Source organism: Arthrobacter sp. MSA 4-2 (genome assembly GCF_016405885.1).
Classification (GTDB): Bacteria; Actinomycetota; Actinomycetes; order Actinomycetales; family Micrococcaceae; genus Arthrobacter_D.
Genome location: NZ_JAEKGC010000001.1, coordinates 26,916 through 41,740 on the forward strand (window position 1 = coordinate 26,916; position 14,825 = coordinate 41,740).

The window sequence follows — 14,825 nt, forward strand, 5'->3', positions numbered from 1 at the left end:
AGGGATGCGGCCTAGTAGGGAATGCGGTCTGGGTGGGCGGCCCAGACGTCGAAGGGCGTGCAGGGGCCAAGGCTGTCGGAGGTTGGAAGCTGGAGCTGGCGTGAGGGCATCGACCGCTCCTCCACGGGAGCCGAGAAGTAGTCGTAGAAGACCGCGTCGTCGAAGCCGGCCCGGGCCGCGTCGTTGCGGTCCGCGGCATACATCACGCGGTCAACTCGGGCCCACAGGGCACTGGCCAGGCACATGGGGCAGGGCTCGCAGCTCGAGTACAGCACGCTTCCGGACAGGTCGAAGGATGCGATGGAGGTGCACGCGGCACGGATGGCCACCACCTCCGCGTGTGCCGTCGGGTCGTTTGTCGCGGTGACCCGGTTGACGCCCGGGAAGACGCTGCCGTCCGGGGTGACGACGACGGCGCCGAAGGGGCCGCCGCCGTTCGAGACATTGGCGACGGCGAGAGAGATCGCCTCGCGCAGGTACTGTTCGTCCGGAGTTGCGGTGCTCATGGGAGCCTCCCAAGCGATGGCAGCCCACCCTCCGCGCCACCGATACGGAACGGAACAGGCGGCTTGGACAGACGGCTGCGGTTGGTCATGCAGGTCCACCTGGTGGGCAGCGGCCCCGGAAAGGGCTGCCCGCCGTTGGCTTCGCCCTCGAACTGTAACACCGCGGCGGGGATGCAGCGCCTCCTGATGCTTGTGCTTCACCATCGCAGACAATAACGTCCGTACTACGAATGTCAGGGCATGCTCGGGTGCCGTTTCGGCGGCGGTCCGGCGGCAGCGGCCTTCACCAGCGGGACTCGATCTTCCGAGGAGAGCACAGCATGGCCATAGAACTGACAGATCCCTCACCCGTCGAAGGCGCCGACATCATCCTGACCCCCGAGGCCCTTTCCTTCCTTGAACAGCTTCACCAGCGCTTCCGCGGACAGCGCGATGAACGACTCACGGCCCGCGCCGCGCGCCGCGCTCAGGCTGCCGCCACGGGCCGTCTCGACTTCCTCCCCGAAACCCGGGGGGTGCGCGACGGCGAGTGGAAGGTGGCGCCGGCGCCGCGGGACCTGCATGACCGCCGCGTGGAGATGACCGGGCCGGCCTCTCCCGTGAAGATGGCCATCAACGCGCTCAACTCCGGCGCGCAGGTCTGGTTGGCGGACCTCGAGGACGCCAGTGCTCCGACCTGGCACAACGTCATCGACTCCCAGCTGAACCTCTACCGGGCGGCTCGCGGACGGCTCGATTACACATCGCCGGAGGGCAAGGAATACTCGCTGCGGCAGGACGCGCCCCGGGCTGTGGTGGTCACCCGGCCGCGCGGCTGGCACCTGAGCGAGAAGAACGTGCGCATCGACGGCGAGCCGGCCATCGGGGCGCTTGTCGATTTCGGCCTTCACTTCTTCGCCAATGCGAAACAGCTCCTGAATTCGGGCAGCGGCCCCTATTACTACCTGCCGAAGCTTGAAAGCCACCTCGAGGCCCGGCTCTGGAATGACATCTTCGTCTTCGCCCAGGACTACGTCGGGGTGCCGCAGGGTTCGGTGCGGGCGACGGTGCTGATTGAAACGATTCCGGCGGCCTTCGAGATGGAGGAAATCCTTTTTGAGCTCCGCGACCACGCCTCGGGGCTGAACGCCGGGCGGTGGGACTACCTCTTCAGCATCATCAAGTACTTCCGCGACGCCGGGCCGGCCTACCTGCTGCCGGACCGCGCCAGCATTTCCATGACCGCCCCCTTCATGCGCGCCTACACCGAGCTGCTGGTGAAGACCTGCCACCGCAGGGGCGCCTTCGCCATGGGCGGGATGGCCGCGGTCATTCCGAACCGACGGGAGCCCGCCGTCACCGAGGAAGCCTTCGCGAAGGTGCGCGCCGACAAGACCCGCGAAGCCGACGACGGGTTCGACGGGTCCTGGGTGGCCCACCCCGACCTGGTTCCGGTCTGCCGCGAGGTGTTCGACGCGGTGCTGGGGGACCGGCCGAACCAGCTCGATCGACAGCGCGAGGAGGTGAGCGTCACCGCCTCGGACCTGCTGGACATCCCCTCGGCCGGCGGAGCCGTGACCGAAGCGGGGCTGCGGCTCAACCTGTACGTCGCCGTCGCCTACGTCGCGGTGTGGCTCTCGGGCAACGGCGCGGTGGCGATCCACAACCTGATGGAGGACGCCGCGACGGCGGAAATCTCCAGGTCTCAGGTGTGGCAGCAGCTCCGCAACCAGGTGGTCCTCTCCGACACGGGAAACACCGTCACCCCCGAACTCGTGAAGGCCCTGCTCGACGAGGAGGTCGACCGGCTCCGGACCGAGGTCGACGCCGAAACCTTCGCCCGCTACTACGAACCGGCCCGGGCGCTGATTGCCGACATTTGCCTGTCCGAGGAGTACACGGACTTCCTCACCCTGCCGGCCTACGAGTTGGTCCGCTGATGCCCGCCGAGGCTGTCCTCGGCGCCGCCGACTACGCCCTGGTCGACGCGAAGCTGTCCGACACCGACCGGCTGCTGCGGCGCAGCTACCCCGGCGACGACGGCAGCCGGCAGCCCGTCCACACCGTGTACGTTCCGGCGGACCGGATCGAACCGGCGCTGGCCGGCCGCTGGGGCGGAGAGGCGCTCGCCGCCGTCGAAGCCCACGGCGGGATGGAGGCTCTGTGCAGGACGGTGGGCCTCCCCGAGAACCTGGTGGCACCCATCGCCGCCAAGGTGGAGGCGAAACTGCTCCGGGAGCCCATCGAGGACCTCCGCCTCGACTTCGAGGACGGCTACGGCAGCCGGAGTGACGACGAGGAGGATGCGGCAGCGCTCGAGGCGGCGGACCTCCTCGCCCGCGCCGTCGGGAAGGGAACCGCTGCGCCGTTCGCCGGCATACGGTTCAAGTCCTTCGAGGAACCCACCCGGGCCCGGGGCATCCGCACCCTCGACCTTTTCCTCTCGCGGCTGCTGGGGAAGGGGACCTTGCCCGACGGGCTTATGCTGACCCTGCCGAAGGTCAGCACCGTGGCGCAGGTCGAGGCGATGGCTTACGTGTGCGGACGCCTCGAGAAGGCGCACGGCCTGGATCCGGGCAGGCTGCGCTTCGAGGTGCAGGTGGAAACGCCCCAGCTGATCCTGGGCGCCGACGGCACGGCCCCGGTGGCGCGGCTGCTGCATGCGGGCTCGGGGAGGGTCTCGGGCCTTCATTACGGCACCTACGACTACAGCGCCTCCTTGGAAATCGCCGCCGGGCAGCAGGCGATGGACCACCCGGCCGCCGACTACGCCAAGGCCGTGATGCAGGTGGCCGCCGCCGGAACCGGCGTGCGCCTCTCCGACGGTTCGACGAACGTCCTGCCCGTGGGCTCCGCCGAAAACACCGCAGCGGCCTGGGTGCTTCACGCCCGACTGGTCCGCCGCTCGCTGGAGCGGGGCTACTACCAGGGCTGGGACCTCCACCCGGCCCAGCTTCCCACCCGGTTCATCGCCACCTACTCCTTCTATCTTTCGGGGTTCGACTCGGCGGCGTCCCGGCTGCGCAACTATGTGCACCGGAGCGAGAGCACCGTCCTTGACGAACCGGCCACCGCCCGGGCGCTGGCGCGGTTCCTGCAGCGGGGGCTCGACTGCGGAGCGCTCGACGGGCAGGACATCGAACAGCGGACCGGTGTCGACCCTGCCGAGCTGGCCCGGCTTGCCCACCCGCGGCCCGCGCACCCTCGGCCCCCCTCCGCAGCGGCGCCCAGCGTCCCCGACCCGAGCCGCCGATCCGAAGGACCTTCATGACCAGCCCCACCTACTACACGCCGCAGACCGGCCTCCCGCCGCAGACCGATCTCCTCTCCGGGCGTGCCGTGGTGACCGAGGCATACACGGTGATCCCCCGGGGCGTCCTGCGGGACATCGTCACCAGTGTCCTGCCCGAATGGCACGCCACCCGCGCCTGGATCCTCAATCGTCCGGTCGCCGGCGGCGCGACGACGTTCGCCCAGTACCTGATGGAGGTCGCCCCCGGTGGGGGGTCCGATGCGCCGGAACCCCAGTCGGAGGTCGAATCCTTCCTCTTCGTGCTCTCCGGAACCCTCGACGTAAGCATCGGCGGCGCTGCCTCTGCCCTGGGGCCGGGAGGGTTCGCTTACGTTCCACCCGCTGAGCCGTGGTCGGCGCACAACGCCGGGGCCAGCAACGCCACGTTCCAGTGGATCCGCAAGCGCCACCAGCCTCTGCCCGGGCATGCCCCCGCCGCCGTCGTCGGCAATGAACAGGACATCGAGCCGGACGCCATGCCCGGCACGGACAACCGGTGGCGCACCACCCGCATGCTGCCGGTCGACGACCCCGCCTACGACCTGCACGTCAACGTCGTCACCTTTGAACCGGGCGCCTCCATTCCGTTCGCCGAGACCCACGTCATGGAACACGGGCTCTACATCCTCGAAGGCAAGGGGGTGTACCGGCTCAACGACGACTGGGTGGAAGTCGAGGAGGGCGACTATCTGTCCCTGCGGGCCTTCTGCCCGCAGGCCTGCTACGCCGGAGGGCCCGGTAACTTCCGCTACCTGCTCTACAAGGACGTCAACCGCCAGATCGTCCTCTGAGCCGATGGCGGCCGCGGGCTCAAATCGGAGTAAGGAGGGAGGGAACTTCATGGCCGATCCATCCGCCGCCGGTTCTTTCACCCGTGGCTTCGACCTGGTGATCCGCGGCCGCAGGGTCCTGACCGAGGGGGGTCTTTGGGAACTTGAGGTCGGCGTCGTCGACGGGACGATCACGGCCCTCGCACCGCGGGGGACCGGGCTCACCGGCGCACGCACCGTCGAGCTCCGCGGTGACGAAACCCTGCTACCCGGCCTCGTGGACTCCCACGTCCACGTCAATGAGCCCGGCCGCACCGCGTGGGAGGGCTTCGCCTCCGCGACGCGTGCCGCGGCGGCCGGGGGCGTCACCACCATCATCGACATGCCGCTGAACAGCATCCCGCCCACCGTGAACGTGGTGGCCCTCGCGCAGAAGCGGGCGGCGGCCGCCTCCCAGGCCTTCGTCGACGTCGGCTTTTGGGGTGGAGCGGTTCCGGGCAACACCGCGGACCTGCGGGCGCTCCACGAGGAGGGGGTGTTCGGCTTTAAGTGCTTCCTCATTCACTCCGGCGTGGACGAGTTCCCGCCCCTGGACGCTGAGGAGCTCGAGAAGGACCTTGCGGAACTTGCCAGCTTCGACGCGCTGATGATCGTCCACGCCGAGGACGCCCGCACCATCGAGGAGGCGCCCCGGGCCGGAGGCAGCCGGTACGACCGCTTCCTCGCCTCCCGGCCCCGGCGCGCGGAGAACATCGCCGTCGCTTCTGTCATCGAGCGGGCACGCTCCACCGGCGCCCGGGCGCACATCCTTCACCTATCCTCCTCGGACGCGCTGCCGCTGATCGCCGCCGCCCGGCGCGACGGCGTGCGGCTTACGGTGGAGACCTGCCCCCACTACCTGACGCTGCGCGCCGAGGAGATCCCTGACGGTGCCACGGCCTATAAGTGCTGCCCGCCGATCCGCGAGGACGCCAACCGGGAACTGCTGTGGAAGGGGCTCGAGGACGGCACGATCGACTGCATCGTCACCGACCACTCCCCAAGCACTCCGGACCTCAAGGACCTCGAGAACGGTGACTTCGACGTGGCCTGGGGCGGGGTGTCCTCCCTCCAGCTCGGCCTTCCCCTGGTCTGGACGGAGGCCCGGAAGCGGGGCATCCCGCTCGAGCGGGTGGTCGGGTGGATGGCGCAGGCGCCGGCCGCGCTCGCCGGCCTGTCCCGCAAGGGCCGGCTCGCCGTGGGCTGCGACGCGGACCTCGTGGTCTTCGCCGCCGAGGAGAGCTTCACCGTGGACGTGAACGCCCTGCACCACCGCAACCCCGTCAGCCCGTACTCCGGGAAGCGGCTGACCGGAGTGGTGCGGCGGACTTACCTCCGGGGCACGGAGGTGGACGGCGGAACTCCGCACGGCCGGCTGCTCCGCCGGGGCGAAGCCTGAAGGCCGCCGGCTCAGGAACGCGTTTCTGCCCGCCGGGTGACCTCCTCAAGGAGCTCCAGCACGTGCTGGTACTGCTCGCCCGTCGCCCGCGTCATGCCCAGCTCGCACGTCCGGTTACACGAGGCGTGGGCACCGGCGCCGAACTCCGCGATCTCGGCCGCCTGCCGTGCCGTGGCCGACGCGGTCAGCTCGGGGTGCAGCATGCCGCGGTCGCCGGCGAAGGCACAGCACCCCCAGTTCTCGGGGATCGAGACCTCGGCGGCGACGGCCCCGGCCACCGCCTCCAGCGCCGGATTCACTCCCAGCCGGGTCGAGGAGCAGGTGGGGTGGAGGGCCAGAGAGTCCCGCTTCTCGTACGGTCCGAGGACCGGCAGGATCCGTTCGGCGGCGAACTCGACGGCGTCAATCACCCGCAGCGGGCGCTGACCCGGCGCGGGCACCTCGCCGACGATCACCGCGAGCAGACCCTCGGTGCAGGAGGTTGCATCGCAGATCACCGGAAGTTCGCCGTCGCCGGTGGCCTCCCGCAGCGCCGCAAGGGTGCGGGCCGTCATGGCCTGCTGGCCGTCGACCAGTCCCTTCGAGGACCAGGGCGTGCCGCAGCACAGCCCGTCGATGGCCGGCGGCACCAGCAGGGTCAGCCCTGCCCGCGCGCAGAGGTCCTCGAAGCTCACCTGCACCCCGGGCGAGGCATTCCCGCCGGGGGACGCCGGCCCGAACCCTGCTGGTCCAAAAATGGTCCCGACGCATGCCGGGAAGTACACGGCGTCCGCGGCACCCTCCGGCGCCGGGCGCCGCCGCCGTGAACCGCTGGCGGGCAGCTCGGGGGAGTGGAGCGGCACGGTGTCGGCGCCCAGAACGGCCCGGGCAATGTGGTTCGGGCCGCGGACAATGGGAAAGGGAAGCTTCGCGGTGAGGCTCAGGGCGGCGCCGGCACCCCGGGTGACGCCGGCCCAGGAGCCGGCGGCGGCGGTTCCGATCCTCCCGGCGACGGGGGACGCGTTCTCCCGCCGGAGCCGTTTCACCAGCGAACCAGTGTTGATGTCGACGGGGCACGCCGTCTGGCACATTCCGTCGACGGCGCAGGTCTGCACTGATTCGTAGTCGTAGTCCTTCTCAAGCTCGGTGACCAGCGCCGGATCGCCGTCGAGCCGTGCCTGTTCGATGGCGCGCAGTGTGACGATGCGCTGCCGCGGCGTCAGGGTGAGGTCCTTGCTGGGGCAGGCGGGCTCGCAGTAACCGCACGAGACGCACCGGTCCACCTCCTCGGCCACCGCGGGAACGGCCTTGAGGTGGCGCAGGTGCGCCTGGGGGTCATCATTGAGGATCACGCCCGGGTTCAGTACTCCGGCCGGGTCGAACAGTGCCTTGATCTCGCGCATCACCTCGTACAGTTCGTCGCCGTACTGGCGGCGCACGAAGGGCGCCATGACGCGCCCGGTGCCGTGTTCGGCCTTAAGCGAGCCGCCCTCGCCGAGCACCAGGTCGACGAGGTCCTCGGTGAACGCCGCATACCGCTCGAGCTCGGACGCCGAGGCGAACCGGTCGGTGAGCATGAAGTGGATGTTCCCGTCCTTGGCGTGCCCGAAGATCACGCTGTCGCGGTACCCGTACGCCCCGAACAGGGTGGTGAGCTCGGTGCAGGTGCGCGCCAGCGCCGGCACCGGGACGACGACGTCCTCGAGCAGCGCCGTGGTTCCGTGCGGGCGCGCTCCTGCCACCGAGGCGTAGAGGCCCTTGCGCAGCCGCCACAGTTCGGCCCGGGCGGAAGCATCGGTGCTGAAGACGGCGGGAGTGCTCAGGCCCAGCGGCGCCAGCACCTCGGCACCGGCCGCCGAGGCCTGCGCCAGTTCCTCCGCGGTGTCCGCCGAGTATTCAACCAGCAGGGCGGCGTGGTCGCGGACGGCAAGGTCCTTCACGACGGCGGGGGTCCCGCGGAGGTTCTGGCCTACCTTCAGCGACAGGGCATCCATCAGTTCGGCGGTGGCGGCGCCTGAGTCGACCAGCGCAGGCAGGGCCGAGTTGGCGGCCTGCAGGTCGTCAAAGACGAGCAGCCCCGTGGTGGTGTGTGGGTGCACCGGCACCGTGCGGAAGACGGCCTCCGCGACGAAGCCCAGGGTCCCCTCGCTGCCCACGATCAGGTGCGCCAGCATCTGGGCAGGGGTCTCGAAGTCGAGCAGGGAGTTGAGGCCGTAGCCCATGGTGTTCTTGCGGGAGAACTGCTCGGTGATGATCCGCACCGAGGCCGGGTTGGAGCGTACCCGCGCGGCGAGCCGCAGCAGGCCATCGAAGAGTGCCGGTTCGAGGGCGCGCAGGCGCTCGTCGGCGTCGGCGGCGCCGGTATCGATCACCGTGCCGCTGGGCAGTACGACGGTGACGGATTCGAGGGTGCGGTAGGCGTTGTCGGCGGTGCCGCAGCGCATGCCCGAGGAGTTGTTCGCCACCACCCCGCCGATGGTGCACGCGGATTCGCTGGCGGGGTCGGGCCCGAACTTCCGGCCGTACCGGGCCAGCCGGGTGTTGAGCATCCGCACGGTGACGCCGGGCAACACCTTGACCCGGGCGCCGTCATCGAGCACCTCCATGCCCCGGAAGTGCTTGCGCACGTCGACCAGCACGCCGTCCGTGACGGCCTGGCCGCTGAGGCTGGTGCCGCCCGAGCGGAGGGTGAGGGGGACGCCCTGGGCGGCCGAGGCGCGCAGCAGCGCTCCCACTTCGGCGGCGTCCACCGGGGTGGCCACGGCCTGTGGGATCAGCAGGAAGTGGGAGGCGTCGTGGGCGCCGGCGTGGCGGTCGATGGCGCGTTCGCTGACCCGGGCGGCGTCGGCGACGGCGGCGCGAAGGGCGGTGATCACGCAGAACGCCCCGGCTGAGAGGGGCGGCCCGCCCGGTGGTGCTGGGTCGAGAGGAAGCCCGCACGCTGATCCGGCCCGGAGCCGCGGGCCGTGGCGGCGCCGAGCTGCAGGGCGCCCTCGAGCGAGGCGCCCTCGCCCGGGGCAAGGTCAAGGCCCACGTGGCCGCGGTGAAGTTCCTGGCCGAACTCCTCCAGGAGGTCAGGGGAGGCCTCGAAGAGCCCGCCCACCCAGCGGATGCGCGGCGGCAGGCCGTCGACCAGGGCGGCGGTGGCGGTGCGGGCCAGTTCCCGGCCGGCGGAGCGGAAGATGCCGAGGGCGACGGCGCAGCCCTGCGCGGCGGCCTCGGCGACGTCGGGCACGAAGGAGGCGAGCACGGCCGCGCGGTCCTGCCGGGTGTAAACGCTGCGCACCAGGTCCTCGGGGGAGCCAAACCGTTCGAGCAGGCGGTCGAGCAGGCCGGCCGACCCGCCGACCCGCCCGTCGTAGCTGCGGTAGGCGGCCTCAAGGCCGCGCGCACCGATCCAGGCGCCGCTGCCTGCGTCGCCGAGCAGGTGGCCCCACCCGTCGACCCGCTGCCACAGCCCCGCGTGGTCGGTGCCCAGGGCGACGGCCCCGGTTCCCGCGGCGACGACGACGCCCGGCTGCGCCGACAGGGCACCGATGTGGGAGGTGAGGACGTCGGAGGCCAGGACCGTCGTGCGCGCGCCGAACCGGGCGTGCAGCTCCGCGTGAACGCCGTCGGCATTGCGCAGCAGGGTGACGAGGCTCGCCGCGCCCAGGACCAGGGTGTCGAGGCTTCGGGCCCCGGAGGCGTCCCGCGCCGCCGCGACCAGCGGCTCGAGGGTGAGCATCAGGTCCTCGACGTCGAGGCCCGAGCCGCCGATGCGCAGCCCGCTGCCGGTGAAAACGCGGGCGGTTGAGGGGCCCGTGGTGGGGGTGGTCACCGCGACGCGGCACCCGGTGCCGCCGATGTCGATGCCGCAGATCCCCGCGGGAACCCGCTCAGCGGCCGGCATGGGGTGCCCTCCGGGAGGGAGCCGGAGAGGCCGGAGTGGAGCGCGTCATCTGCCTCCGGGTGTTCGGGCGTCTCATGGAGGTCCTTCCGGCGGTGGGGGTGGCAACGTCAACGGTAACGCGGTTGGCTCTCTCAGCCACGGAATACCAACCGCCGCGTGAAACTAATTTTCATAACCTTACACAGCTTTGAAAACCATTGACCATCAGCGGGAGGCTGTGGTCTTCTTGGATCGTGAACAACTCCTATCGCACCCAAAAGGCGGCGGACTCTCGGGAAGCACCCTCGGACCTCGACCGTCTGGAGACCGAACAGTCCCGCCCGGACCTGGCCGATCTTGACCTGCGGTCAACCCGCGAACTCGTCGCCCAGATCGCCGCCGAGGACGCCCTCGTCCCCGCGGCCACCGCCGCCGCCGGTGATGCCATCACGGCCGCCGTCGACGCCGTCATCGACCGGCTCGGCCGTGGAGGCCGGCTCATCTACGTGGGCGCAGGCACCCCGGGACGCCTCGCAGGCGTCGACGCCGCCGAATGCGTTCCGACCTTCGGGGTGGCCCCCGGACTCGTCATCGCGCTGATGGCCGGCGGCCCGGCCGCCCTCGTCTCCGCCGTCGAGGGGATCGAGGACGATCCCGACGCCGGCGCCGCCGACCTGCGGGACCTGTCGGTCGGGGAGCTCGACGCCGTCGTCGGGATCGCTGCCTCCGGCCGGACCCCCTACGTACTCGGGGCGATGGCCGCCGCGCGCGCCGCCGGGGCCGTGACTATCGGCCTCTCAAACAACCCGGCGACGCTCCTCAGCGCCGCCGTCGACTTTCCCATCGAGGTCCTCACCGGGCCCGAGGTGGTCGCCGGGTCGACCCGCTTGAAGGCCGGCACCGCCCAGAAGCTTGTCCTCAACGCCATCTCCACTGCGGCGATGATCCGCCTGGGCAAGACCTACGGGAACCTCATGGTCGACGTCAAGGCCACCAACGGCAAGCTGCGCCAGCGGGCGCAGCGGATCGTCCTCGAGGCGACCGGGGCGTCCCCCGCCGAGGCGGCCGGCGCGCTCGACGCCTCGGGCTGGCACGCCAAGACCGCCATCGTCATGCTCCTGAACGGGGTCGACGCCGCGGAGGCCCGCCGCCTCCTCGAGGAGCACGCGGGCAGCGTGCGGGCCATCCTCGGCACGGCACCCATGCGTCCATGAGGGTCATCGGGCTGTCCTCGGGCACCTCGGTGGACGCCATCGACGTCGCCGCCGCGGACTTCGAACTCGACGGCACCGAGCTGCGCATGACGCCGCTGGGCCACCGAGAGATCCCGTACAGCGAAGGCCTGCGGGAAGAGATCCAGCGCGCCATGCCGCCGGCGGCCACCACCATGGAGGCGGTGACCCGGCTCGACACCTTCATTGGGCAGGAGTTCGCCGCCGCCGCGCAGGCCCTGCTCGCGGAAACCGGCGGGACCGCCGACCTCGTCGTCTCCCACGGGCAGACCTTGTTCCACTGGATCGAGGACGGCACGGGCCGCGGGACGCTCCAGCTGGGCCAGCCCGCCTGGATCGCGCAGGCCACCGGACTGCCCGTGCTCTCCGACCTGCGCAGCAACGACATCGCCGCCGGCGGCCAGGGCGCCCCGCTCGTAAGCCTCTTCGACTCCCTGCTGCTCGCCGGGCGAGGGGACGCTGCGGCGGCCCTCAACTCTGCTGCCCTCAACCTGGGCGGGATCGCCAACGCGACGGTGATCCGCCCCGGCCAGGACCCCGTCGCCTTCGACACCGGCCCGGCAAACGCGCTCCTCGACGCCGCGGTGCGCGCAGCCAGCGGCGGCAGGGAGTCAGTTGACCGGGACGGAGAGGGCGCCCGCGCCGGAACGGTCGACAACGACCTCCTCGCTGCCCTGCTCGCCCACCCCTACTACGCCCGGCCTGCGCCGAAGTCCACCGGCCGCGAACTCTTCCACTCGGGGTACCTCGACGCCGTGACCGCGGCCCGGCCGTGCACCACCGCCGACCTGCTGGCCACCCTCACCGAACTGACGGCCCGCACCGTGGCCGATGCCCTCGCGCCCTTTGGGGTCGGCAAGGTGTTCGTCTCCGGCGGCGGTACCCGCAACCCGTTCCTGCTGGAGCGGCTGGGGGCACACCTCGAACCGGCGCAGCTGCGCGATGCCACCGACCTTGGCATCGACGCCGACGCCAAGGAGGCCTACCTTTTCGCCCTGCTCGGCTTCTTCACGTGGCACGGGCTCCCCGGCACCCTGGCCAGCGCCACCGGAAGCACGACGCCGCCTCTCGCCGGCCGCATCACCCCGGGCGCGGGCCCCCTGCGCCTGCCGGAGCCGGCGGCCGTTCCTCCCGAGCGCATCACCGTCTCGTTTCCCGCGCCGGTCCGGCACCCTTAGTCCCTGGAGATCCTGTGAAGGCCTTTCAACCGATACTTCTTTCCGCCGGCTCTGTGCGTCGGATTCCATGGTGCACCTTCGGCGGCTTCATCCATTCCTCGACGATTGGTAGTACCCGATGAGAATCGCCATCCACCCCGACGCCGCGGCCGTCGGCGAGCACGCCGCCCGCATCCTCGCCTCAACCGTCGAGCGGAAGCCCGACGCCGTACTCGGCTTCGCCACGGGGTCGAGCCCGATGGCGACCTACGAGGCGCTCGCCCGGCATCGCCTCGACGAGCTGGCCTTCGACCGGGTGCGCGGCTTCGCCCTCGACGAATATGTCGGCCTGCCCGCCGAGCACCCCGAGAGCTACCGCTCGGTGATCGATCGGGAGGTCGTGCAGCGGCTGGGGCTCACTCCGGGCAACATCCGGGTGCCCGACGGCGCGGCCGAGGACCTCGAGGCGGCCTGCCGGGCGTACGAGGACGCGATCCGGGCCAGCGGCGGGGTCGACGTGCAGCTGCTGGGCATCGGCGCCAACGGACACATCGGCTTCAATGAACCGACGTCGTCCTTCGCCAGCCGGACGCGCGTCAAGACACTCTCGCCGCGCACCCGGGAGGACAACTCCCGGTTCTTCGGCGGCGACGTCACCCAGGTCCCAATGCACTGCCTCACCCAGGGAATCGGCACCATCCTCGACGCGCGGGCCTTGGTGCTCGTGGCCACCGGGACGCCGAAGGCCGCCGCCGTGGCGCAGATGATCGAGGGCCCGCTGGGCGCCTTCTGCCCGGCCACCGCCCTCCAGCTCCACGCCAATGCGACGGTGATCGTCGACGAGGCCGCCGCCGCCGAGCTGCGGAGCCACGCCTACTACCGGCACACTGAGGCCAACCGGCCCGCCTGGCAGCTACCCTGAGTCCGGTGACTCCACTTCCGGCAACGCAGCCCCTCGTTCTCCACTCCGCCCGGCGCTTCACCGGGACCACCGTCGTCCCCGACGCCTGGCTCCGGCTCGACGACGGCGTCGTCACCGACGTCGGGACCGGGGACTCGTGGCGCGGGCTCACTGCGGGTGCAGGAGCCGGTGCCGGTCCCGGTTCACAGGCCGACGTTGAGGTGCTCGACGCGGCCGGAGCGTACGTGGCGCCCGGGTTCGTCGACCTTCACTGCCACGGCGGGGGAGGGGCGTCCTTCGAGGACGCCGACATCAGCCCGGCGCTGCGCGTGCACCGGGCGGCGGGCGCCACGAGCCTCGTGGCGTCGCTGGTGACCAATCCGCTGCCGGTCCTCGAGGCCTCCCTGCGGTCGCTCGGTGCCGTCCGGGATCCGATGCTCCGCGGCTTCCACCTTGAGGGGCCGTTCCTTGCGACGAGCCACTGCGGGGCGCACCGGCCCGACTACCTCGTGGCTCCCACCGTTGAGGCCGTGGACCGGCTTGTCGAGGCCGGGGGAGGCTCGCTCGTTCAGGTCACCATGGCTCCGGAGCTCGACCCGGATCTCGCGGCCCTGCGCCGCTTCGTCCAGCACGGTGTCCGGGTGGCCGTCGGGCACACGGCCGCGGACTATGAAATGGCGCTGCGGGCGTTCGACGCCGGAGCGAGCCTGTTGACTCACACCTTCAACGCCATGGAGCCGCTGCATCACCGGAAACCCGGGCCGATCGCGGCAGCACTGGATTCCCCGCACGTCACGCTCGAACTGATCGCCGACGGGCTTCACGTCCACGACCCGATGGTCCGGCTCGCATTCGCCTCGGCGCCGGGACGGGTGGCCCTGATCACCGATGCGATGGCCGCGGCGGGCGCCGGGGACGGACCGTACCGGATCGGCTCCCTCGACGTCCTCGTGTCGGACGGGGAGGCCCGCCTCGCGGGGGGTGGGTCGATCGCCGGCAGCACCCTCACGCTTGACGCCGCCGTTCGGCGGGCGGTGGGCGCCGGCGTCGGGGTGGCCGAGGCGGTTGCGGCGGCGACCGTCGTTCCGGCCCGTGCCCTCGGGCTCCCGGACTACGGCACGACGGAGGTCGGGGCGCGCGGCGGCGTCGTCGTGCTGGATGAGGACCTTAAGGTGCTGCGGGTCCTGTCCTGACGAGGTCGGAATACTCCGGGTTCTCCGCCAGGAAGTGTTCGACGAAGCTGCACCCGGCCACGACCTTCAGGTTCCGTTCCCGTGCGTCGGCCATCGCCTGATGAATCATGTCCGTGGCGATGCCGCGGCCCTCGAATTCCTCGTCGACGATGGTGTGGGTGTATTCGATGACGCCGTCAGCGAGGCGGTAGGCGGCCAGGCCCACGGGGGTCCCGTCGAGGTAGGCGATGTAGCGGCTCTTCTCTGGGGTGTCGGTGACCGTCAACTGCGCCTTCGTGGCTCCGGAACCGGTCGTCTGTTCGCCCGCTGAAGTGCCTGCCGGGCTGCCTGGCTCTGTGCCGCTGGTCATGTCGTCCCCTTCGTGAGATATCGCAAGTTTTTCACTGTGCCGGAGGATAGTCAACGCGGGCACCCCTCCGCGGTGGCCTGCTGTTGGAGCCGGCGGTGGCAGAGCCGCTGAGCGCCTCAGCCACCGGTCCGGCGACCGTTCTGAGGTTGGTGTTGTCC

Annotated in this window: 12 protein-coding genes; 8 read left to right on the plus strand and 4 right to left on the minus strand. The window is 71.0% G+C overall.

The features are described 5' to 3' along the window. Window positions 1-11: 11 nt before the first annotated feature. The gene (locus I6N91_RS00140; protein ID WP_198809908.1) at window positions 12-506 is read right to left on the minus strand and encodes a nucleoside deaminase; all 495 of its coding nucleotides are present in this window, start codon (window positions 504-506) and stop codon (window positions 12-14) included. Window positions 507-826: 320 nt separating this feature from the next. On the opposite strand from I6N91_RS00140, the gene aceB reads away from it, so the two are divergent. From aceB to allB, 4 genes are read left to right on the plus strand one after another with little or no spacing between them, the layout of a single operon-like run. Then, on the plus strand, window positions 827-2,425 hold the full coding sequence (gene aceB / locus I6N91_RS00145; protein ID WP_198809909.1) for a malate synthase A: 1,599 nt from the start codon (window positions 827-829) through the stop codon (window positions 2,423-2,425). Further along, complete coding sequence (locus I6N91_RS00150; protein ID WP_198809910.1) at window positions 2,425-3,756, plus strand: aldolase/citrate lyase family protein; 1,332 nt, start codon at window positions 2,425-2,427, stop codon at window positions 3,754-3,756. Before aceB ends, I6N91_RS00150 begins: the two co-directional genes overlap by 1 nt. After that, window positions 3,753-4,568, plus strand: a complete 816-nt coding sequence (locus I6N91_RS00155; protein WP_198809911.1) for a bifunctional allantoicase/(S)-ureidoglycine aminohydrolase — start codon at window positions 3,753-3,755, stop codon at window positions 4,566-4,568. Before I6N91_RS00150 ends, I6N91_RS00155 begins: the two co-directional genes overlap by 4 nt. 49 nt (window positions 4,569-4,617) lie before the next feature. Next, the gene (allB, locus tag I6N91_RS00160) at window positions 4,618-5,985 is read left to right on the plus strand and encodes an allantoinase AllB (protein ID WP_198809912.1); all 1,368 of its coding nucleotides are present in this window, start codon (window positions 4,618-4,620) and stop codon (window positions 5,983-5,985) included. Window positions 5,986-5,996: 11 nt separating this feature from the next. Here allB and I6N91_RS00165 read toward each other — a convergent pair whose 3' ends face one another. Together I6N91_RS00165 and I6N91_RS00170 are read right to left on the minus strand one after the other, a co-directional pair. Next, window positions 5,997-8,840 (minus strand): FAD-binding and (Fe-S)-binding domain-containing protein, encoded by a 2,844-nt coding sequence (locus tag I6N91_RS00165; RefSeq protein ID WP_198809913.1) that lies wholly within the window; start codon window positions 8,838-8,840, stop codon window positions 5,997-5,999. Further along, the gene (locus I6N91_RS00170; RefSeq protein ID WP_198809914.1) at window positions 8,837-9,856 is read right to left on the minus strand and encodes an N-acetylglucosamine kinase; all 1,020 of its coding nucleotides are present in this window, start codon (window positions 9,854-9,856) and stop codon (window positions 8,837-8,839) included. The genes I6N91_RS00165 and I6N91_RS00170 overlap by 4 nt, the downstream gene beginning before the upstream one ends. 233 nt (window positions 9,857-10,089) lie before the next feature. On the opposite strand from I6N91_RS00170, the gene murQ reads away from it, so the two are divergent. From murQ to nagA, 4 genes are all read left to right on the plus strand, one after another. Further along, entirely contained in the window at window positions 10,090-11,049 is a 960-nt protein-coding gene (gene murQ, locus I6N91_RS00175) for an N-acetylmuramic acid 6-phosphate etherase (RefSeq protein WP_198809915.1), read from the plus strand. Further along, entirely contained in the window at window positions 11,046-12,245 is a 1,200-nt protein-coding gene (locus I6N91_RS00180; RefSeq protein WP_198809916.1) for an anhydro-N-acetylmuramic acid kinase, read from the plus strand. Before murQ ends, I6N91_RS00180 begins: the two co-directional genes overlap by 4 nt. Before the next feature lie 118 nt (window positions 12,246-12,363). Beyond that, entirely contained in the window at window positions 12,364-13,146 is a 783-nt protein-coding gene (nagB, locus tag I6N91_RS00185) for a glucosamine-6-phosphate deaminase (protein ID WP_198809917.1), read from the plus strand. A 5-nt stretch (window positions 13,147-13,151) separates the two neighbouring features. Beyond that, entirely contained in the window at window positions 13,152-14,318 is a 1,167-nt protein-coding gene (gene nagA / locus I6N91_RS00190; RefSeq protein WP_198809918.1) for an N-acetylglucosamine-6-phosphate deacetylase, read from the plus strand. Here nagA and I6N91_RS00195 read toward each other — a convergent pair. Then, window positions 14,293-14,667 carry a GNAT family N-acetyltransferase gene (locus tag I6N91_RS00195; RefSeq protein WP_198809919.1) on the minus strand — a complete coding sequence of 125 codons (375 nt, stop codon included), beginning with the start codon at window positions 14,665-14,667 and terminating at the stop codon, window positions 14,293-14,295. The two genes, nagA and I6N91_RS00195, sit on opposite strands and share 26 nt — an antisense overlap. Window positions 14,668-14,825: the final 158 nt, after the last annotated feature.